A 20,979-nucleotide genomic window follows, 5' to 3' on the forward strand; every position below is an offset into this window, starting at 1 on the left:
TTACTCAAGAGGCTGAAATGTCTCAGCAAAAATATCTGGAGCATAACCAGCCGCAGCAAAAAGATGCTGGCGAGATTCATCAATCGCTGCACGAAGTCGCTCACTGTCCACACCCAACACTTTACCGTCACGTTTAACGATTCGTCCGCCAATCATCACTGTATCAATATTGCTACGCTCAGCTGCATGAACTACCGTGCCAAAAGCATTACCAGACGGATAAAGGTTAATGTCATCTGTTCGAATCAATATCAAGTCAGCCTGTTTACCAACTGTCAGGCTACCGATTTTTTCTTGCAGACCTGCGCAAGCGGCACCATCAGCCGTTGCAGCTTTTAGAAGGTTTTGAGCTTGAAGGGTCACTGGCGAATGTGCTGAACCACAACATTTGTTCTGATGCATTCCCATTACACGCTGTAAGTAAAATGCTACGCGCATTTCCATAAACATATCGCCACTGTAAGACGTTTCATTATCAACACTCAAACCGGGTCTAATGCCGTGACGTAAAGCCGATTGCATGGCAAACATACCATCTTCGATGCCATAATGGGCATCTGATCGTGGGCATACGTTTACTCGTACTCCAGCCTCGCGCAAAATTTCCCATCCAGCGTCTGGCAGTGAGGTACAGTGGTTAAAGATATTATCTGGTCCTAGCAGACCTTGCTGATGTAGACCCTCTAGTGCAGCAGCCATTTCACCACCAAAAAATTCAGTAATAATTGGCAGCCCCAATCTGCGTGACTCAGCCCATAGTTCAGGTTCTAGCTGAGCCATGGCAGCCAGTGATACCAAAGTGTTTTCGCTGTTTTTTTCGCTGTTTTTAAAATATTTTTCTTGTAGGCGTTCGAGATTGCTAGGCCAGTTCGTTCTGTCCCAGTCTCCTGAGACTGGTGCACCAGAAGCGTGTACAGCTCGAATACCAGCATCTAGTAAAGCTTCAACAGCCGCATCAGAGTGAGCGGCACTACGACTATTATGCGAGTTATCAATCACTGTTGTGATACCCGCATCTATACATCCTAGCGCTGTAAGCAAATTACCGATGTACATATCTGCTGGGCGATAGTACTTCGCAAAAGAATAATGCGTCGCGTTGCAATAGTCTTCTAAGGTTTCGGCATTCGGATTAATCCGTCGCAGTTGGCCTTCCCATGAATGTCGATGAGTATCGACCATACCCGGCATCGCGATCATATTGGATGCATCAATAATAGCTGCACCTTCAGCTTCTAAATTTTCACCCACGGCGGTAATCTTGCCGCTCTCAATCAGAATATCTCCGCGAACCATGTTCCCAATCACGCTATCCATGCTTAGGATCGTCGCCCCGCGAATCAGTGTTCTATTTGGCGAAGACTCAGTCAGCTGCACTATGTTTCTGTTGTAATCAGTCATCATTATTCCAACTTCTCAAATGTATGCTGAAAATCTATCTGAAGTGATAATGCTGAAAAAGCTGGTTAAACTGTTTTTATTATTCAGTGAAAGCGAATAATCTAAGGGTGTAAGTATAGTATTGGGACAAAGGTATGAGATTGGATCGTATTCAGGCAATGCAGATTTTTGTTCGGGTGGCAGAAGCTGAAAGCTTTATCCATGCAGCAGAGGCACTTTCCCTACCTGCCTCAACAGTCACTAGTACAATTAAAAATCTTGAAAAGTATTTACAAGTGCGTCTGTTAAACAGAACAACAAGACGGGTTAGCCTGACGCCAGAGGGAGCAGAATATCTGACCCAGTGCCGAGAAATACTCGACCTGATTGAACATACCGAATCCAACCTGACCAATGCAATCAAAAAGCCACAGGGTCGATTACGTGTTGATATGCCTGCGGGCATCGCTCATTCGGTGATTATGCCGAACCTGCAAGAGTTTCAACGGCGTTATCCAGATATCTACCTCATGATAGGCGTCAGCGATCGACAAGTAGACCTTATTAAGGAAGGTGTGGACTGCGTAATTCGCATGGGAAATTTGGAGAACTCCACGCTGGTTGCCCGCCCACTTGGTGAATTTCGCTGGGTAACATGCGCTTCGGCAGCATATTTAAAAGAGAAAGGAACTCCACAAACTCCCGATGATTTAGCACATCATCGAGCTATTCATTATTTTTCAGGGAACAATAGACATGCAGGTGAAATGCGCTTTGTACGAAATGGAGAGAAAAAAACTGTACAAATGAATGGTACTGTCGCCGTTAATGAAACTGAGCTTTATATAAAAATGTGCCTTGAAGGATACGGACTTGCTCAACTTGCTGAAAGACTTGTGACGGAACACTTAAAAGAAAAAAGACTTATCGCCGTATTACAAGACTGGTGCCCATCGCCTGTTACCGTCACTTTACTTTATCCGCATCAGCGTTTTCTTTCACCAGCGGTACGCGTATTTTCAGACTGGATGGCCGAGCTAATAAGTGATCGACAATCTGATTCAAGTTAAAGTTATAAATGTCTTAACTTTTGATTTCCAGTGAAGAAAAATATTTTGTTGGTGATTGGCCAAGTGATTTTTTGAACATTGTGATAAAAGCATTTACCGAGTCATAGCCAAGATTCCCTGCAACATTCTGAACAGAATTCCCTTCAGCTAATTGAGCTAAAGCGATCATTAAATGAAGCTGTTGTCTCCATTTTCCAAAACTCAGTCCTGTAGATTTTTCTATTAGTCTTGCTAATGATCTTTCACTTATTGCGAGCTGATTTGACCATTGTTTCAAAGTCATTCGATTACTTGGGTCAGATATAAGTATATCTGCCATATATTTTATTTTCGGATGGTCTGAAATTGGTAAATGTAACTCTTGAATTGACGCTTTTGAGAGTTGCTCTAATAGTACCGTAACAATACGTGCGGTTGGTCCATCAGATTGATATGACGGATCTTGCTCGGCCAAATAAAGAATTAACTCGCGAACCAACGGCGTAATCGCAACAGTACAACATTCATTAGGCATTAAGTTGGCATCTGGTTCAATAAATAAAAAATATGTTTGAGCATTTTCGGTAGCACGACAGCTATGCGGTATACCACTGGGTATCCAGACAGCATGTTGTGGAGGAACTAGCCACAATGCATGAGCCACTTCGCATGTAACAGCCCCACGTAAAGACAAAATTAATTGACCTTTTCGATGATTGTGTTGTTTTGGCTCAATGGGTTTTAATCGTGGGGCTAATTGCAAAGCAATCGCTGTTTGCTCAAAGACATCTGAATCGAAATCTTCACTAGAACTTACCAGTATCTTATTTTTTGGCATATTTTAGATATAACCTGTCCAAACATTGATATTTTGCCAAAACTTTATCTCATAAAATGCCTTTCTTTGCATTTCCTTTTAATTTTATGAGTAGTCTTCTGAAGCAACAACTTAACCTTAAAGCCATATTCCTGATTATAGGTATCCTTCTTATTGCATTAAACCTACGATTGCCGTTTACAGGTATTGCTCCTGTATTACCTTGGATTCAAAAAGAATTTAATTTAAGTACAACAGCAATAGGATTTCTCACTTCTTTACCACTCATTGCCTTTGCCATATTTTCACCATTAAGTGCATCTATAGCTAAAAAATTTGGTATTGAACGCACACTATTTTGTGCACTCGCAACGATAGCATTAGGAATTCTTATCCGCTCAGGACAAAGTGCATGGATGACTTTCTTTGGAACATTACTGATCGGTATTGGAATCGCACTAGGTAACGTTTTATTACCGGGCTTAATCAAACGAAATTTCCATTCACGAGCTGCATCATTAACAGGTGCCTACTCTATTACGATGGGGGCAGGTGGAGCAATTGCATCAGCTACAGTTATTCCCCTTACCACCGCTTGGGGATGGCATATTGCTTTATCCATATTTGTACTGGCACCTGTTCTGGCACTTTTAGTTTGGATTCCTCAATTAAAAAATCATGAAACGATTAATGTATATAAAAATAATCCTCACTCTAGTAGCGCCGTATGGAAATCTTCACTGGCTTGGCAGGTCACTCTCTTTATGGGTTTAAATGCCATGCCTTTTTATATTGCTGTGGGTTGGTTACCAACAATACTAATGAACAAAGGATTATCGGCTGCTGAAGCAGGTTCAATGCACGGTTCTCTTCAATTAGCCACAGCAATTCCCGGATTGATTTTAGCAGCGACATTACGTCGTATGAATGATCAACGCTTAGCTGCGGTTGTAGTCAGTTTATTATCAGCTATAGCATTTGCTGGTTTTGCATTTGCTCCAAAATTTGCATTGCTATGGTCTCTCATACTCGGTTTTGGCTGTGGTGCCAGTATGATGTTAGGTCTAACCTTTATCGTATTGCGTACCAACACAACCGAAGATGCAGCAGTACTTTCCGGTATGTCTCAATGTATTGGATATTTAATGGCAGCATCAGGACCATTACTATTTGGCAAGCTTTTTGATTTCTTTAGCGACTGGACAGTACCTTTACTGATGACTTCAATAATCGCTGTATTAGGTGCTTTTAGTGGAATTCTGGCTGGAAGAAATAAACACATTGAGCATAAGGGAAGTTTAAATTAAAGACTTAATCGAGTTATTTAATTTATTGAATAAAAATAATCTGATCATTTCTATAATAAAAAAGCAAAAATGATCAATTTTTGTCGACTTAAATAACCGCTCCAATTGTGCAGCTCAACAAGGTTCAATCCATCGCACCTTGTGATGGCTGCACAGAAGTTTGATATCAAATCATAGTAACAAACATACTGGTCTTTGTTTATTGCTAGAGTGGGATTGTCATATTCATCATTATTTTTTCTATTATTAATATATAACATTCACACGAACCCAATCTTCATACTTGGTTGCCTGAACATTGGTACTCGATGTAATTGCCCCATGAATAGGAATAGTTTCTTTCATTCCTGTAGCGATTCCTGAACGTATTTTACTTCCTGACCCTCCCCAAATTTGGGTATGGCCAGCATCTTGATAGAGTACATATGCAACAGATGCTGTGCTTGCAGCAGATTTAAGTTCAAAGTTATTGTCTGAAGTTACAGCTAATTGATACGGTGTATTTTGACTACATTGGACAGATACATCCGTTCTTGCACCAGCAACTGGCTGAGAGCGAACAACTGAACCAAAATCTAAATTTCCTTGAGTGGAAACTTCACACGTTTCTACAATGGTTAAACTGACTTTCAATGCTGTAGATGTATTTCCAGCATCTGCACTATTTATTATCAGCATTCCCATAAGAGAAAATAAGGCGTATTTAATGACTTTCATGTCTTCTCCTTATATTTTCGTTCTAATATCTATTCGTCTTTATATTGTTATTTCTCTGTTCTGGTTAAAGAAACAGTTTTCAGGATCTTTTAGTTATAAAACTTAATATTGCGGACTGTCAATCAATACTAAACAAATGATTTCCATATTATTTTTCAGAATTTGTGATGAATTACACGCAATTCAACCAATTTAAAAAGTAGTTGATGTTTTTATTTCTCATAAATACATATTTTGTCATCATTTATCACAATTTATATCTGCCTAATCAGCGCATGCTTCAAAAAGTTGTTAATAATTTATGATCTGATAATCAACTTTTGAGGATGTATTTGTTAATTCTGTCTATTATCGCAATTGCATAAAAAAAACGATCAAAATAATATTACGCGAAATAGATTATAACTTTACATATTATTTATCTTATTGATTCAATATAAAGAAGATTGTGAAGTTGAATTTAAAATGAATCATTCTGGCGATTAAAGCCACCCATTTTTAATTAGAGAAACTATTGATATGAAAAAATATTTATTATTACTTTTACTCAGCTTTTATTCGATTCATTCATTTGCTTCAGACAAACTACATGGCAGTGTTTGGAAAACAATTGATGATGCAACCAATGAACCCAGAGCACTGGTAAAATTTAGCGAAGATAAAAATGGTAACCTCTCTGCTAACATCGAAAAAATACTCGTTCCGAGTGAAGCCAATAAATGTACGATGTGTGAAGGTACTTACAAAAACAAATCTTTAATTGGTTTAACCATTGTCAAAAATTTAAAAAGCGTCGGTCAAAATAAATATGACAAAGGATCTATCCTCGACCCTCAGTCAGATAAGACATATCGTTTTAGTGCAACAATGTCACCAGATGGGAGCAAACTTATCGCTCGTGGATACATTGGTATCTCTGCAATTGGTCGGAACCAAACATGGTATCGAATTAAATAAGCTTCTAGGTCTTTAAAAGACTTTATTTATAAATTGCATGGTTTTTTGACTTAATCCTTTATCTCAAGAGCCATGCAATTTTTTCAAAATTGTCTGAATATTCTTAAGACTTTTTAAAATATTCTCGAGGTGTTACACCAAAAGCCTTTTTGAATGCAGGGCTAAAATGTGAAAAATCAGTAAAACCATAATCTAAAGCTACTTCAGAAATGCTATTTATAACTTTTTATCTATTTCTGGAACTTCTAACGTAACTTTTACTCGATCTAGTACAACAGTTGTCTTGAACCACTCTACATTAGAATTATTGTGAAATAGCTCATCACAAATCTTTTGAAACCGACTCATACTCGGTACTAATAGCACCAACATAAAGTCTGCCTCACCAGTGACATAATAACATTGCTGAATTTCTGGCCCAGAGAAGCTTTTTTTAAGATCATCTAGATCAGTCGCATGAGTTTTATTTACTCGAATCTCGACCAGAATTGTAATCACTTGATTTAATTTATCAGGGTCTAAAACAGCAATATTTCCAATAATATAGCCATTTTCACGTAGCTTTTGGATTCGACGCTGCACTGAAGCGGTAGATAAATGAATATCATCTGCTAATTCACGTAATGGGATATGGCAATCTTTTTGAAGAAGTTCAAGTAAAGCTAAATCAAATTTATCTAATGTCATCACAAACCATACGGTGAGAAATTTTCTCATTTATATTAAGAAATAAGAGCCTAATTATCAATCAACCTGAAATAAAATATCAATTAAAAGACTCTGCTATTAAATATCTATGCATACTCAATCGAATACGGCTCTTGGTATAACTCTCAATGTAATTGGCTCTATCCTATTTGCTTTAATGTTTGCCTATACATCTTTACTACACTCATTACAGGGGAACGAAATGTATGGTTGGCGTATATTGCTGACTTTTCCCTGTTTAACTCTTTTTATTATTTTGAAAGGAAATTGGCAACAAGTGCGTGATATATACACTCGTATATTTCTAGACCGCTTTTTCTTTTTAACTCGTATATTTTCTGCTTTTCTTATTGGATTACAACTTTGGTTATTCATGTGGGCCCCTACCAATGGTTACGGCCTCGATGTATCTCTTGGATATTTTTTAATGCCCATCATTATGGTAATTGTAGGGCGAATCGCATTTAAAGAAAGAATGTCGAGATTGCAAAAAATATCCTGTATTTTTGCCATCCTTGGAATTATTAACATGTTGGTAATATCAAAAACACTGACATGGCCAACTTTACTTATTTGTTTAGGTTATCCGATTTATTTTTGGTTAAGACAAAAAACTAATACTAATCATATTGGAGGGCTTTGGTTCGATATGATCCTGAGTTTACCTATTAGCCTATTCTTTATTTTTAACGGGAATATTGGCTCAATTGAATTGATGAGCAACCCTGAAACAATGTGGTTAATTTCAGGCTTAGGTTTGATCAGTGCACTTGCTTTAGGCTTTCAATCTCTTTCAGCACCGCATCTAAATTTGACGCTTTTTGGGCTTCTTGTATATGTTGAACCAATACTATTATTAGGCGTATCTATATTACTTGGTGAAACCATTAAAACTGATGAATGGCCCACTTACATTGCAATATGGTTAGCGGTTTGTACTCTTATCATTGAAGGGGTAAATAGCATAAAGAAAAATACTTATGCTTAACTTTCGAAATTTATAGCTGTCTTTTAAAAAGATTTACGACCCAGTATCCAATATGCACGATGAATGGCCTAAAGTGGTTACAATTAATCGTGCAGGATATCGCTGAACTACTCAGACATTAGAGGTAGGTATTTACATCCATAGTTGATTAAAAAACAATCCAACACCCTTTCCCTCTGGTCCGCCCCATCTGAACTTAAAAGCTGAATAATTACCCCTTCAATCATATATAAAAATAGCTTTGCATCCTGAAAAGTCGCATCGGTTTTGAGTGCTCTAAACTGGCTATAGATTTCATTGGTGAGCCACGTTCTATATTTAATCGCAACTTGATAGGCGTTTGGATAGATCTGTTTCGTTTCAAAAATTGCTTTAAATAATAGATCATTAAAAAGTAAGGATAATTAATAAGTTATTGTCAAATTAGGTTTTATAAAAGGGGTTTCTCTCTCTATTATTTTCTAACTCTTTAAAACTAATCATCTAGCCGAAGCACTTACAGCGGGTGATGCTCTCAATAAAATTCCAAAAACTCGAGCTTGCTAAAAACTCCTCATACGCCTTATAGAAATGATAGATGACTATTGTATTAATTTTAAACCTTGAAAAATATATCCATGTAATAAATCACATTAAATACAAGAAATATATAAGAATATTATACCTAACACTTTTTTTTGACAACACGAATTGTCAAAAATTAATTGACAAATAGAGTGCTAATATTTTACAAAAGAACCAAATCGTTCTTTTGTAAAATATTCATTATGTTCGATCTACGACATTCATGGTTATTCATGTACATCACCCCTCTATATTGGAGTAATATTCATCATGTCAACCACAATTAACGCTGTACAAAAAGTTAAATCATCCTTTCCTGTTCGAAATATTAAGTTTAATTTTGATCCTTCTACACGTTATTGGTTTGATCAAGATCCCCTTTATAGTCATTTTTTGAATACGTTATCGGCAATAACAGCACAAGGTGAATTATTTTTAATAAGAATGTTGCGTACACTTAGAGAACGTATTACTGACCCAGTATTACAGGCTGATATCAGTGCATTTATAGGTCAAGAAGCCATGCATGCCAAAGAACATACTGCATATCATCGTTATGCTGATCTAAATGGCATTGATATTGAAACTTTTGAGCATCAATTAATTCAGATATATACCCTGCTAGATCGTACTTTACCGTTAATGGATCGTATGGCAATCGGCTGTGCAATTGAACACTGTAATGGAACTTTTGGAGCAGAGTTATTACGTAATAATGCGTGGAATCAAAGGATGGTTGGTCCTCTACGTAATTTATGGCTTTGGCATGCCGTTGAAGAAAACGAACATAAAGCAGTGTTTTTTGATGCCTATCATGCTGCAGGTGGTGGATATATTAGACGCATTGCATGGATGGTACTTGGGTGTAGTGCTTTTGCAGGATTAATGACCTATGGCACAGCCCGTCTTTTACTAGCAGATAAGAAGTTACTATCAAAAAAGCACCTGCAATCTATAAGTCAAATTACGCACCCGAAAACAGGGCTATTTAATATTACCGTTATTAAAGAGTTCCTCGACTATATTCGTCCATCATTTCATCCATTTGACTATGATACAAAACAACTCGAACAACGCTGGCAGAAAGAATTAAAACTTAAAATTTAACAAAAGCAGATACTTGAAGAGTATTCTATGAATGCTCTCCCTGTAAGACAATCTTTTCAAATACTAGATTTCCAAAAGCCTTATTTGGCAAGCTTTGAGTACAAGAGCAATTTCAATTAAAAAAACTAATTAAACAAATAAAGAGGCCTAAGCCTCTTTATTTTTATCGCACTAAAAAACAGTCATCAATCATGGCAAACTCTTGCCCAGGAGTAGCTTTAAACAAATAATGACCACTGTATAGCAAGTAATAAAGTATAAATCCGAGATAAATCAGCACGTCTAATAAGCAAACTTTTGGATTAATCATTAAACCTGCAACTACAGTGACGGTGGCAAGAATCAAAGAGATACAGGGAACTAACACTTTTTAAAATATTCTCGAGGTGTTACACCAAAAGCTTTTTTGAATGCATGGCTAAAATGTGAAAAATCAGTAAAACCATAATCTAAAGCTACTTCAGAAATGCTAGCCACCCGACCACTTTTTAGTGCGTCACGACTTGCTATTAAACGTTCAGACCAAATGACTGACATGACTGTCTTTTGATGTCTTGCAAATGCCCTACTTAATGTGCGTGTTGATACACAATGTGTCTGTGCAATCTTTTCTAAGTTAAGTTCAGGATTTTGTAAATTTCTTAAAATAAAACTCATCGCTTTACTATATAAATCCCGCTCAATATTTACCTTAGCAATATCCTGTACTTCTAAACTTAATACCAATAACTCTAAAGCTGATTTAGCAAAGCGTTCAGCAAAATCTATGTTGGAAAAATCAAATGCTTGATCTACTGATTGACGTAGCATCTCACGCAAAGGAATAATTCCAGGCCGAGTTTCATCCAAAACTTGAGCAGTTAAATGTTCAATATTAGGAACACGATTGATTAATAAATAGCGAGGAATTCGGATTAAGTGATTTTTGTTTCCGGCTAAATTGAACTGAAAGGTTTGTGCAGCATCGTATAGCATGAGGCTATTATTTCGGTATTGTGTTGTTCTGCCACCTTGGGCTAATTGTCCACAACCATTTTCCATAAATCCAAGCCACAAATCATCATTTGGCCCAAACCGTAGATGCTTTTCGGTGCGTTCCCAAAAGTGCATAGTTGATGAAACAGTGCATATATCTATCAAACCAAGATGACGTACACTTAATTCACCATTAAAAGATTTTTCATCTTCAGGCTTGCTTTGAGCTGGAATACAGTGCCGTAACACAACATCATTCCAATATTCGAAACGTTCAGATGCATTTATATCTTGAGTTGAATAATGAATCGGATTTAATGACTGATAATGATTCATGGCAATTTAATCCCTTATACGACTACGCAAGATGTCAAAAAATATGGTCTTGCTTTTATCAAGCAACTTTCATACCACTACTTTTCTAATATCTCTTTGCACAGTTAAAGTCTTTTCCATAAGACTCGTTTGTTTTATTCATCTACTTATACTTTTTTACATGCTGAGCGAGCAATCCTGCAACATCAACAGCTCACTATAAATTAAACGATATTTTTTTTTTGATCAAATTAAAACCTGTCTTTTTTAAACAAGCGATTGTCCATTCTGACCAAGTTTCGTTTTATGCCTTGCGTAATATCAATATAACAACGGTGCTCCCCCAACATAAACAACCGTTAAAACAACGCCTAATTGTTTTGATTAAGGCAATACGAATTTTGCGATTGAAACACTGCAATAAGAAATGTAGGAGAAAGGAAATGGAATCAGCAATCGACAAACATCTAAAATGTCCTCGCACACTTAGCCGCCGAATTCATGATGAATATGAACCCCCATTTGCCATGTGGGTAGCTCGGGCTGATGCAGATCTTCAGCAAGTTGTGATGGCTTATTTAGGTATACAGTTTAAACCTGACCAAAAAGCTACGGCTGTAAAAGCGATGCAGCACATCGTAAAAAGTTTTGGTTTAGAAAACGGACCATTAAATCACGATATAACACATCATACTGATAATCAGAACTATGAAAATTATATTGTGGTTGGTTACTGGCGTGATCCCGCTGCCTACTGTCAATGGGCACGTTTAGCAGAGGTCAATGACTGGTGGAATTCAGATGACCGTTTAAATGATGGTATCGGTTATTTTCGTGAAATTGTTTCACCACGGGCTGAACAATTTGAAACCTTATATGCATTTAAAGAAGATTTGCCTGGTGTGGGTGCGGTCATGGATCGTATCAGCGATGATATTCAAGAACATGGATATTGGGGATCAGCACGAGAACGCTTTCCGGTTTCACAGACAGATCGCATGTTAGCCAACGGCGAATTACAGATACTTTCAGGTGATCCTAAAAAAGGTGGACGTGTAGTCGTACAGGGCCATGACAATATTACGTTAATTCGTTCTGGTCAGGACTGGGTCAATGCAGATGAACAGGAAAGAGCATTATATTTTAATGAAATGCTGCCTTCATTGCAGGATGGCATGGATTTCCTTCGCGATGAAGGCCAATCTGTAGGATGCTATAGCAACCGTTTTGTTCGGAATGTTGATCTTGAGGGTAACTTACTTGATATCGCTTACGATATAGGTTACTGGCGCTCACTAGATAAACTAGAACGCTGGGCAGAATCACATCCTACCCATCTCAGAATTTTTACCACTTTCTTCAAAGTTGTTACTGGCTTACAAAACTTGCGTCTTTATCATGAAGTTTCAGTCAGCGATGCCAAACATCAAATATTTGAATACATCAATTGCCACTCCCAAACAGGCATGATGCGGGACGCACAAACCACCTAAATAACCCTAAAAATTATTTTATTTCACAAGAATACAGGCACAGTCTGACTGTGCTCATGGCTGGTTATTGCCTAAAGGAAATGCAAATGAATTCAAAATATTATAAATATTACATGATGTTAATAGCCCTACTGGCTGCATATGCTGAAACACATGGGGCTGAAGTGATGCCAGGTGACTATGAGCAAGCTCCCGGTGGCCTAACTCTCGGTGCAATATATTATCAACATGCCACGACCGATGCTCTTTATAGCAATGGTTCAACTGCCGCAAAAGATATGAAAGTCGAATCAAACATAGGAATCGCAAGGATGATCCATGTATTCGAACTCAGCGATCGCGTCACCATTGAGCCACAGTTCTTATTACCCTTTGGTCGCGTTGAAGGTAAAGACAATGCCAGCGGACTTGGGAGCACCTCTGGTATAGGAGATCTTGTTTTAACCGCTCCTGTCCGCTATCGCTTAAATGATGCTAAAGATGTTCTTGCAGGAACGCTTTATCTTAATGCTCCGACCGGAGATTACGACAATGATAAACCGTTAAATTTGGGGAGTAATCGCTGGAAATTTGATTTACAGGGTGCATATGTTAAACATTTCACACCAAACTGGGCATTAGATCTGGTGGGTGATGTGGTGTTTTACACAAACAACGACAACTACGGGGCAAATTCTGACACCCTTAAACAGGATATCTCATTTGAAACACAAGTCATGGGACGCTATATGCCAAATGCCACAACCTCTTTGGGATTAGGCATCGGGCATAACTGGGGTGGTGAAACCAAAATCAATAATGTTTCACAGGACAACTCAACCGAAACCACCAACATTCGCTTTGCTATTAGCAAATTTATGACGCCTAAAGACCAGTTCGTAGTGCAACTGGGCCGTGATCTTTCAGTAGATGATGGCCTTAAAGAAGATTTTCGTCTCAACTTACGTTATTTACGCATTTTTTAAAAGTTAGCCCCTATCAGGATAACTGCTCATGTTGTCCTTTTCGAACAATTGTCTGGCGCTTTAAATCAAGTTTTCAAGAAAAGAACAGACTAATTTAAAGAATATCTTCAGTCAGAATAACAAGTGACGGGTAAAAAATTATGGCAATTCAAAGACCAACTATCGACGATTTAAAACAGATTGCAAACAACCTGCACATGCAGTTGACTGACGCAGAAGCCGTGGAATATCTAAGTGTTATGCAGGCTAATTTTGATGCATACGATTTGATTGATGATCTGGCAGATGAAATTCCAGAAGTTCACTACCCACGTACTGAACCTTATCGTCCTGACGTAACCGAAAATCATCTCAATGCATGGTATTACAAAACTGAAGTCAAAGGTGCACCCACTGGAAAACTTGCAGGAAAAACAGTTGCTCTGAAAGATAATGTCTCACTTGCTCAAGTTCCAATGATGAATGGTTCATCTACATTGGAAGGTTTCATACCCGATTATGATGCCACTGTAGTGACTCGTATGCTTGATGAGGGTGCTACGATTTTAGGTAAAGCGACTTGTGAACATTTCTGTTTATCGGGTGGCAGCCACACCTCAGACCCAGCCCCAGTACACAATCCATATCGTCACGGCTATTGTGCAGGTGGTTCATCATCTGGCAGTGCTGCACTTGTTTCAAACGGCGATGTCGATTTAGCAATTGCTTGCGATCAAGGCGGCTCAATCCGTATTCCCGCTGCTTTTTGTGGTGTTTATGGGATGAAACCAACCCATGGATTGGTTCCATATAGCGGGATTATGCCTATTGAAAATACTATTGATCATGCAGGGCCAATAAGCCGTTCGGTTCAAGATAATGCACTACTGCTTGAAGTCATCGCAGGCATCGATGGGCTGGATCCACGTCAATATGCTGTTCACGTTGAAAACTACACAAGTTATTTAGATCGCGGTGTGAAGGATTTAAAAATCGGTGTTGTTAACGAAGGCTTTGCTCTACCCAACATGGATCAAAGAGTGGCAGAAAAAGTCCGCCAAGCCGCAGCGGAGTTTGAAAAACTCGGTGCTATTGTTGAAGAAATTTCTTTGCCTGAACATCAACTCGCAGGTGCATTATGGACACCGATAGGCTGCGAAGGCCTGACTGCACAAATGATGCATGGGAATGGCATGGGCTTCAATTGGGAAGGCTTATACGATGTCAAACTACTCGATAAACATAAAGACTGGCGTCAAAAAGCCGATCAACTTTCTCCAACATTAAAAGTCTGTATGTTTGTGGGTGAATACGGCATTCGAAACTATTCAGGTCGTTACTACGCTAAAGCACAAAATATTGTACGACGTGCCCGTGCAGGTTATGACCAAAAATTGGCTGAATACGATCTTCTATTAATGCCAACTCTACCTATTGTTGCCCAACCTCTGCCTGACTCAGATTGTTCATTAACTGAATATATTACCCGTGCCTTTGAAATGATTGGAAATACAGCACCACAAGATATTACAGGCCATCCAGCGATGAGTGTGCCATGTGGGCTCGTAGATGATCTACCTGTTGGCATGATGCTCATCGGACGTCACTTTAACGAAGGCACCATTTATCAAGCAGCAGCAGCTTTTGAAGCAGCGGTTGACTGGAAAACTTTTTAAGCAAAATCAAAACGTTCATTCAATCAAACCATTTCTTCATGAATATGGTTCGTTGAAACTCATCTCTACCAAGGAGTATTACACGTGAGTACATCTGTTTCTAAAACATCAAACTCCACCCCAGGCGAGAGAGCATGGGCATTACACAAAGTGCTGAGCAATAAAGGATTAATACCAGAAGGATTTATCGAAGGTTTAACCGATCTGCTTGCCAATAAATTTGATCCGGCTAACGGCGCTCATGTGGTTGCTAAAGCGTGGACTGACCCAGCCTATCGTGAGCTGTTATTAAGTAATGGCACAGCTGCATGTGAAATGTTTGGTTATACCGGCCCACAGGGTGAATATATTGTTGCCCTTGAAGATACACCAACAATCAAAAATGTAATTGTTTGCAGCCTTTGTTCTTGTACTAACTGGCCCGTGTTGGGCTTACCACCAGAATGGTACAAGAGTTTTGAATTTCGGGCGCGATTAGTGCGTGAAGGCCGCACGGTACTAAAAGAACTGGGCACAGAATTACCCGAAGATATCAAAATCAAAGTATGGGATACCTCTGCCGAAACACGTTATCTGGTATTACCAATGCGCCCCGAAGGAACTGAGCATATGACTGAAGAAGAACTTCGAAAGCTCATCACCAAGGACGTACTTATTGGTGTTGCATTGCCCAAATTGCCTTAGTTTTTAGTAACGCTTTATCAACTATATAGTGGAGTAATGATAATGGATGGTTTTCATGATTTAGGTGGTATGCAAGGTTTTGGCTCAATTGATCACCAAATAAATAGCAAGAGTTACAAACCTGTATTTAAAAAAGACTGGGAGCACCTCGCCTACACATTAATGTTTTTAGGTGCAGGACATCTCAATAAATTTAATATTGATCAGATTCGTCATGCTGTAGAACGTATTGGTTTACGGCAACATGTTGGGACTGAATATTACGAGCGTTATGTGATTGCAACAGCCACTTTGCTTACAGAGACTGGTGTGATTACGCAAGAAGAACTAGATGACGCTCTAGGTTCGCATTTTCAACTCGCTACCCCAAATCATTCAAATGGTCGCGCTGCAATTTCAGGACGTCCACCATTTGAAGTTGGAGACCGAGTTACTGTTCGTGATGAATATATTTCTGGTCATATTCGTGTACCTGCCTATGTAAGAGGAAAAACAGGTGTTGTCCTTCACCGCACCACAGAAAAGTGGCCATTCCCAGATGCTGCGGGCCATGGTCATTCTGATGCATTACCCCAACCCACTTATCATGTTGAATTTTCAACACAGGAATTATGGGGAGATGCAGGTCTTGAAGGTTCGGTAGTTGTTGATTTATTTGAAAGCTATTTAGATAAAGCTCAGACCTCTTAACCTGATTTTCTATATTAACTATCACGAACTATGGGGTCATGCATGACAGCAATATCATTAAAATCAGAATTTGAACTTAATTCCTCTCGTATTCCTGTGACAGTTTTATCTGGATTTTTAGGTTCAGGCAAAACGACCCTACTGAACTATATTCTGAATCATCAGCAGAATATGAAAGTAGCAGTAATCGTCAATGATATGAGTGAAATTAATATTGATGTTGAAGATGTGCGTCGTCATGTAGATCTCAGTCGTGGTACTGATCAATTAATTGAAATGAGCAACGGATGTATCTGTTGCACCTTAAGAGCCGATTTACTCGAACAAATTAGTACAATCGCGCGCAAGTCACAGTTTGACTATATTTTAATAGAATCAACGGGTATTTCAGAGCCCATGCCTGTTGCCGAAACATTTGCTTTTCTTGATCAAAATGGTTTTAGCTTAAGTGAGCTGGCCCGTTTAGATACGCTGGTCACTGTAGTAAATGGTGAGAACTTTGCTCAAATGATTCAATCCAATGACAAAGTAGAAACAGCTCATCAAGAAGAAGAGTTGTCGACAACACGCCCATTATCGGATCTTTTGATCGAACAAGTGGAATACGCTAATGTTATTTTAGTCAGTCGTGTTGATGTGATTGGACAAGAACAATTCTATCAATTGCGATCACTACTCACTGAACTGAACCCAGCAGCAGAAATTTTTCCCATGTCCTTTGGTGAAATTGATCTCGAAAAAATTCTAAATACTCATAAATTCAATTTGCCTGATTTGGTGAAGTCCCCAGGATGGATGAAACAGATGGATCCGAATGAGAATATTCATTCTGAATCTGAAAATTATGGTATTTCTTCATGGGTATATCATGAGCGTCTTCCCTTTCATCCCCAACGTTTTCAGAGCTTTTTACAGCAAGCATGGAATAATGGTGCTTTATTACGTTGTAAAGGCTACATCTGGTTTGCCAACAGTTATCAGGATATTGCGATGCTCGTGCAAACAGGAAATCAATTTGCATGGGAATATGTAGGCAAATGGTGGAATTTTATTAATCAGGCTGACTGGCCTCAGGATGCTTATCGTCGTAATAGTATTTTTGAAAAATGGGATGAACGTACAGGTGACTGTCGACAGGAAATTGTTTTTATCGGTCAAAATATTGACTGGGAACAACTTCAACAGCAACTCAACGATTGTTTATTAACAATGGACGAAATTAAGGATGGGCCTGATGTTTGGTCAGATTATTGATGTTTAATCTAAATTTTTGGACGTAAACTGGTTATTCCTATCCCGAAAAAACCTCTGATGAGTCCCTTGCTCACATTTAGCCAATCAAAGTAATCACGCCACAAAATTATTTTTCCATTTTCAACTTTAAATGTACCACATACCCAAAAGCCAACATGAAATGGTCCAATATTCAAAATATCTGTACGCTCAGTGAGTACCACATTTCCTTTCGCAACAACTTGATGATTTTTAATTTTTAATTGTCTTGTGCGGCTGAGCGCAAGCTTTATCAAACCAGCCACCCTTTTTCCACCTTTAAATGTCGGTAAAGAAACATTGGTATAAAGGATCTCAGGATGGAGTAATTCACTGATCGTGACATGATCTTGTTCCACCAGTGCATTTAGAAATCGCTCAACGATTTCTTTAGATTGCGCTTCAATATTATTTACATCACTATTTAATGTTGTTTTCATTTCTGGTACTGCTCTAAAAATTTAAATTTTGAGGTCTAAACGCTTTTGCCAAAGGTTTTCCAATCTTTTGGTATCGTGGTCAAAAGGATGAAAATCTGGTCGGTAGTAATCTAAAAAATCTTTAACAGTGTGTAGCGTCAGTAATCCTTGATTACCTACTCCTTTTTTAAAAAATTTAGCGATGCCATTTAAAGAAAGTACTTGATCTGCTTTGAGTAATCTTCGTGTGTTATTTGCAATTAAGAAAAGTAAAATGCTTCCTGCAAATGTCATATAAAAAATACGTGATAAGTATCCTCCACCTGATGCTACATAAGCATCAAAAAATACTGCTTTATGTTCGTTTTCTTCAACTGCATGCCATAGCCATAGCTCAGCAACTGGACCTACTAAGCGATGATTCCACTGATCATTACGCAAGAGTTCGGCACCTAAGGTTGCAGTGATATGTTCAATCGCACAACCAATCGACATGATATGCATAGTTGGTAATATTTTTTGCATTAGGGCATATAAGGCTTTAACTTCATTCTGTAGCTCATTGATATTGATTTGCTGTTCATCTGCATAACGATTAAATGCCAAATGCTCTTTAGCATGCATCGCTTCTTGTCCAATAAAAGCACTTATCTCTGCTTGAAGCGCAGGGTCATCAATTTTGTCCCGAATATTTCTCAAAGCCTCAATCAGCATCAATTCTCCTTGGGGAAAAATAGCTGACATTGCATTCATCAAATGTGTGAAATAAGCGTCATTATCAAACCAATAGCGCGTTGAACTGGTGAAATCAAAACTTAATCGTCTGACTGGAAAAGATGCTTTCAAACGATGTGCTATGGAAGATGGTTTAGATTTAATGGCTTCAAGCGTAGACATAATTATTCCAATTCACAAAAGTACCAATTAGTTCTTTTGTAGATTGCTTTATATTTCTAGTCAATAGTTATTTTTCATCCAATTGAAATTCATATATTTATTTCTATAATTTAATGTTTAAAAAAAACATTCTTGAGCCGAAAAGCGGTTAATGATAGTTTTAGCAAGATTTCAAATTTTAGAAGATTTAGTGTGGAAAAACTCTCTGGCGCTTACGATACTCAAGCAGCAGGCTTACCCAGAGGTCGTACTAGCCTGTTAACCGAAGAAACACGTGAAAAGCAGCGCCGACGTTTGGTTAAAGCAGCCATCAGTGCATTTGCAGAAAAAGGGTTTGCTGCTACAACGATTACAGACATTGTTAAAAGAGCACGAGTATCTAAGCAGGCATTTTATGAAATTTTTGAGAATAAAGAAGATTGTTTTCTAGCAGCAGATGATTTAGGTAGAAAAGCTTTATTTGAGCAAGTTCTCTCTGAAATTAAACTTGAAAATATTAGTGCAGATCAATGGATTAGATCTTCCGTTCACGCCTATTTACAACTATGTAATAGCGAACAGGACTTCACAAAGGCTTGGGCAATCGAGTTCCCAAATGCAGGAAGCCGTTGTCTAGAACAACGTAATTTATTTTTTGCAGAATTAGGAAAAAGACTAAAATCTATACATAACGTTATTAAAATGAATTACCCAGATCAATGGGTAAGTGTCCCTGATTTATTTTATGATGCAGCTATTGGCGGCGCTTATGAAATTATTTACCGCTACATTTGCCAAAACAAATTTACTGAATTATTAGATCTCGAAGATGATCTTGTTAAATTCATTCAATTTTCTATTGGATATAAGCAAGTCGAAACTGGTATTAGTAAATGAGTGACATAAAAGTTATTTAATTTCTACTCTAAGTACTCTTAATGGTCACACAAGACTACTTCGATATAGGCAGTCTTTTTATCCTTTTAAATGCTATGCCTTTTCATAATCTCTATCTATATAATCTGAGTGAGTGATTACAATCTAATTTGTATCACTTCACTTTCGAGCTTTTCCATATTACACATTCAACCCCACCAAAAAACAATCCAACACCCTTTCCCGATCCATTGCCCCATCTGAACTTAAAAGCTGAATAATTACGGCATCAATTAAGCAATAAGCCATCTAGATAAGATGAGCTTATATTTATAATGAAATAGAAGCTAAAAAAATTATTATTTTCTTAACTTCTTAATTTGTTTGTCTATTTAAATTAAATAACTTTATGAATTAAAGAAAGAAACAGCTTCATCTATTAAATCTGCAACTTCAACTGGCTTGGAAGCTAATGAAGCATGGCTAGCATCTAAAGAAATAACTTTTTTTGCATTTAATCTAGAAGACATAAACTCTTGATTTTCTGGACTAATCATTCGATCCTGAGTAGAAATTTGATACCAAGAAGGTTTAGTTTTCCAAGCTGGTGATGAAATAGTATCGCCAAAGGTGCTTGCTAACGGAGCTTTTTGTGTTACTCCCATAACTAGACCTTCCTCTTCTGTTAAATCTTGGCAGAAACTTTCATGAAATTTGTCTGCTTTAAGCCAAAGGTAACCATCACTATCTGGTGATAAATTAGGGGCAGCTACTGGCAGATGCTTTTGCGTAATCTCCCCTGGACTCTCATTTGTATCAGGAGCAAATGCTGCGATATAGACTAGACCAACTACATTTGGAAGGTTACCAGCTTCAGTAATAACAGCACCTCCATAAGAGTGCCCAACTAAAATTACGTCACCATCAATCTGAGCTATCATTTTCTTTGTTCGTTCGACATCATCGGCTAGTGAAGTTAAAGGCAATTCAACTGCTTGTAATGAGGTAAAACCTCTATGGGAAAGCTCAATAATAACTTTACTCCAGTGAGCAGCGCCTCCCCAAAAGCCATGTACTAATATAATTGTTGGTTTATTGCTCATGATTTACTCCTAGCTTTTGCTATGACATTGAAATCAATAAATTAAGTAGAAATATTGATACA

General features: G+C 38.0%; 21 protein-coding genes and 3 pseudogenes. 12 read left to right on the forward strand and 12 right to left on the reverse strand.

Going from position 1 to position 20,979, the window contains the following annotated elements:
- Nucleotides 1-1,401 carry an amidohydrolase family protein gene (locus HL290_RS07920; RefSeq protein WP_198496406.1) on the reverse strand — a complete coding sequence of 467 codons (1,401 nt, stop codon included), beginning with the start codon at nt 1,399-1,401 and terminating at the stop codon, nt 1-3.
- A gap of 134 nt (nt 1,402-1,535) precedes the next feature.
- On the opposite strand from HL290_RS07920, the gene HL290_RS07925 reads away from it, so the two are divergent.
- Entirely contained in the window at nt 1,536-2,450 is a 915-nt protein-coding gene (locus HL290_RS07925; RefSeq protein WP_198496121.1) for a LysR family transcriptional regulator, read from the forward strand.
- Between the two features lie 13 nt (nt 2,451-2,463).
- On the opposite strand, the gene HL290_RS07930 is transcribed toward HL290_RS07925, so the two are convergent.
- A complete protein-coding gene (locus HL290_RS07930) occupies nt 2,464-3,267 on the reverse strand; it encodes an AraC family transcriptional regulator (protein ID WP_198496122.1) in 804 nt (267 codons plus the stop codon).
- Nucleotides 3,268-3,353: 86 nt separating this feature from the next.
- Between HL290_RS07930 and HL290_RS07935 the strand changes: the two genes are divergently transcribed.
- On the forward strand, nt 3,354-4,553 hold the full coding sequence (locus HL290_RS07935) for an MFS transporter (RefSeq protein ID WP_198496123.1): 1,200 nt from the start codon (nt 3,354-3,356) through the stop codon (nt 4,551-4,553).
- Between the two features lie 246 nt (nt 4,554-4,799).
- Here the strand turns inward: HL290_RS07935 and HL290_RS07940 are convergent, their stop codons facing one another.
- Nucleotides 4,800-5,270, reverse strand: a complete 471-nt coding sequence (locus tag HL290_RS07940; protein ID WP_056478946.1) for a spore coat U domain-containing protein — start codon at nt 5,268-5,270, stop codon at nt 4,800-4,802.
- A 519-nt stretch (nt 5,271-5,789) separates the two neighbouring features.
- On the opposite strand from HL290_RS07940, the gene HL290_RS07945 reads away from it, so the two are divergent.
- On the forward strand, nt 5,790-6,227 hold the full coding sequence (locus HL290_RS07945) for a DUF2147 domain-containing protein (protein ID WP_198496124.1): 438 nt from the start codon (nt 5,790-5,792) through the stop codon (nt 6,225-6,227).
- A gap of 103 nt (nt 6,228-6,330) precedes the next feature.
- On the opposite strand, the gene HL290_RS07950 is transcribed toward HL290_RS07945, so the two are convergent.
- Together HL290_RS07950 and HL290_RS07955 are read right to left on the reverse strand one after the other, a co-directional pair.
- Nucleotides 6,331-6,447 carry a helix-turn-helix domain-containing protein gene (locus HL290_RS07950; protein WP_320158883.1) on the reverse strand — a complete coding sequence of 39 codons (117 nt, stop codon included), beginning with the start codon at nt 6,445-6,447 and terminating at the stop codon, nt 6,331-6,333.
- Nucleotides 6,444-6,914 (reverse strand): Lrp/AsnC family transcriptional regulator, encoded by a 471-nt coding sequence (locus HL290_RS07955; RefSeq protein WP_198496125.1) that lies wholly within the window; start codon nt 6,912-6,914, stop codon nt 6,444-6,446. The genes HL290_RS07950 and HL290_RS07955 overlap by 4 nt, the downstream gene beginning before the upstream one ends.
- 109 nt (nt 6,915-7,023) lie before the next feature.
- On the opposite strand from HL290_RS07955, the gene rarD reads away from it, so the two are divergent.
- Nucleotides 7,024-7,923, forward strand: coding sequence for an EamA family transporter RarD (gene rarD / locus HL290_RS07960; protein ID WP_198496126.1), 900 nt, complete (start codon nt 7,024-7,026; stop codon nt 7,921-7,923).
- 107 nt (nt 7,924-8,030) lie between these two features.
- Here the strand turns inward: rarD and HL290_RS07965 are convergent.
- Nucleotides 8,031-8,306 (reverse strand): annotated as a pseudogene (locus tag HL290_RS07965) (TetR family transcriptional regulator); the annotation flags it as partial.
- Between the two features lie 451 nt (nt 8,307-8,757).
- Between HL290_RS07965 and HL290_RS07970 the strand changes: the two are divergent.
- Entirely contained in the window at nt 8,758-9,594 is an 837-nt protein-coding gene (locus tag HL290_RS07970) for a metal-dependent hydrolase (protein WP_198496127.1), read from the forward strand.
- A gap of 163 nt (nt 9,595-9,757) precedes the next feature.
- Here HL290_RS07970 and HL290_RS07975 read toward each other — a convergent pair.
- Together HL290_RS07975 and HL290_RS07980 are read right to left on the reverse strand one after the other, a co-directional pair.
- Nucleotides 9,758-9,949 (reverse strand): annotated as a pseudogene (locus tag HL290_RS07975) (ethanolamine permease); the annotation flags it as partial.
- A gap of 5 nt (nt 9,950-9,954) precedes the next feature.
- Nucleotides 9,955-10,905: a helix-turn-helix domain-containing protein gene (locus HL290_RS07980; protein WP_198496128.1), complete on the reverse strand. Its 951-nt coding sequence runs from the start codon at nt 10,903-10,905 to the stop codon at nt 9,955-9,957.
- Nucleotides 10,906-11,327: 422 nt separating this feature from the next.
- Here HL290_RS07980 and HL290_RS07985 point away from each other — a divergent pair, with 422 nt between their 5' ends.
- The 6 genes from HL290_RS07985 (at nt 11,328) to HL290_RS08010 (ending at nt 17,625) form a co-directional block, all read left to right on the forward strand.
- Nucleotides 11,328-12,377, forward strand: a complete 1,050-nt coding sequence (locus tag HL290_RS07985) for a phenylacetaldoxime dehydratase family protein (protein WP_198496129.1) — start codon at nt 11,328-11,330, stop codon at nt 12,375-12,377.
- Between the two features lie 113 nt (nt 12,378-12,490).
- Nucleotides 12,491-13,342, forward strand: a complete 852-nt coding sequence (locus tag HL290_RS07990; protein WP_228134948.1) for a transporter — start codon at nt 12,491-12,493, stop codon at nt 13,340-13,342.
- A gap of 140 nt (nt 13,343-13,482) precedes the next feature.
- Entirely contained in the window at nt 13,483-14,997 is a 1,515-nt protein-coding gene (locus HL290_RS07995) for an amidase (RefSeq protein ID WP_198496130.1), read from the forward strand.
- An 84-nt stretch (nt 14,998-15,081) separates the two neighbouring features.
- Entirely contained in the window at nt 15,082-15,681 is a 600-nt protein-coding gene (gene nthA, locus HL290_RS08000; RefSeq protein WP_017390305.1) for a nitrile hydratase subunit alpha, read from the forward strand.
- Between the two features lie 42 nt (nt 15,682-15,723).
- On the forward strand, nt 15,724-16,371 hold the full coding sequence (nthB, locus tag HL290_RS08005) for a nitrile hydratase subunit beta (protein ID WP_198496131.1): 648 nt from the start codon (nt 15,724-15,726) through the stop codon (nt 16,369-16,371).
- Nucleotides 16,372-16,413: 42 nt separating this feature from the next.
- Entirely contained in the window at nt 16,414-17,625 is a 1,212-nt protein-coding gene (locus tag HL290_RS08010; protein ID WP_198496132.1) for a GTP-binding protein, read from the forward strand.
- Nucleotides 17,626-17,633: 8 nt separating this feature from the next.
- On the opposite strand, the gene HL290_RS08015 is transcribed toward HL290_RS08010, so the two are convergent.
- The gene (locus HL290_RS08015; protein WP_198496133.1) at nt 17,634-18,083 is read right to left on the reverse strand and encodes a limonene-1,2-epoxide hydrolase family protein; all 450 of its coding nucleotides are present in this window, start codon (nt 18,081-18,083) and stop codon (nt 17,634-17,636) included.
- A 21-nt stretch (nt 18,084-18,104) separates the two neighbouring features.
- Nucleotides 18,105-18,959: a metal-dependent hydrolase gene (locus HL290_RS08020; protein ID WP_198496134.1), complete on the reverse strand. Its 855-nt coding sequence runs from the start codon at nt 18,957-18,959 to the stop codon at nt 18,105-18,107.
- Between the two features lie 192 nt (nt 18,960-19,151).
- On the opposite strand from HL290_RS08020, the gene HL290_RS08025 reads away from it, so the two are divergent.
- Entirely contained in the window at nt 19,152-19,835 is a 684-nt protein-coding gene (locus HL290_RS08025) for a TetR/AcrR family transcriptional regulator (RefSeq protein WP_198496135.1), read from the forward strand.
- A gap of 180 nt (nt 19,836-20,015) precedes the next feature.
- Here HL290_RS08025 and HL290_RS18640 read toward each other — a convergent pair.
- Nucleotides 20,016-20,111, reverse strand: a pseudogene (locus HL290_RS18640) (TetR family transcriptional regulator); the annotation flags it as partial.
- Between the two features lie 110 nt (nt 20,112-20,221).
- Nucleotides 20,222-20,917 carry an alpha/beta hydrolase gene (locus HL290_RS08030; protein ID WP_003650918.1) on the reverse strand — a complete coding sequence of 232 codons (696 nt, stop codon included), beginning with the start codon at nt 20,915-20,917 and terminating at the stop codon, nt 20,222-20,224.
- Nucleotides 20,918-20,979: the final 62 nt, after the last annotated feature.

The sequence above is a fragment of the Acinetobacter sp. AC1-2 genome (assembly GCF_016124155.1).
Lineage (GTDB): Bacteria > Pseudomonadota > Gammaproteobacteria > Pseudomonadales > Moraxellaceae > Acinetobacter > Acinetobacter calcoaceticus.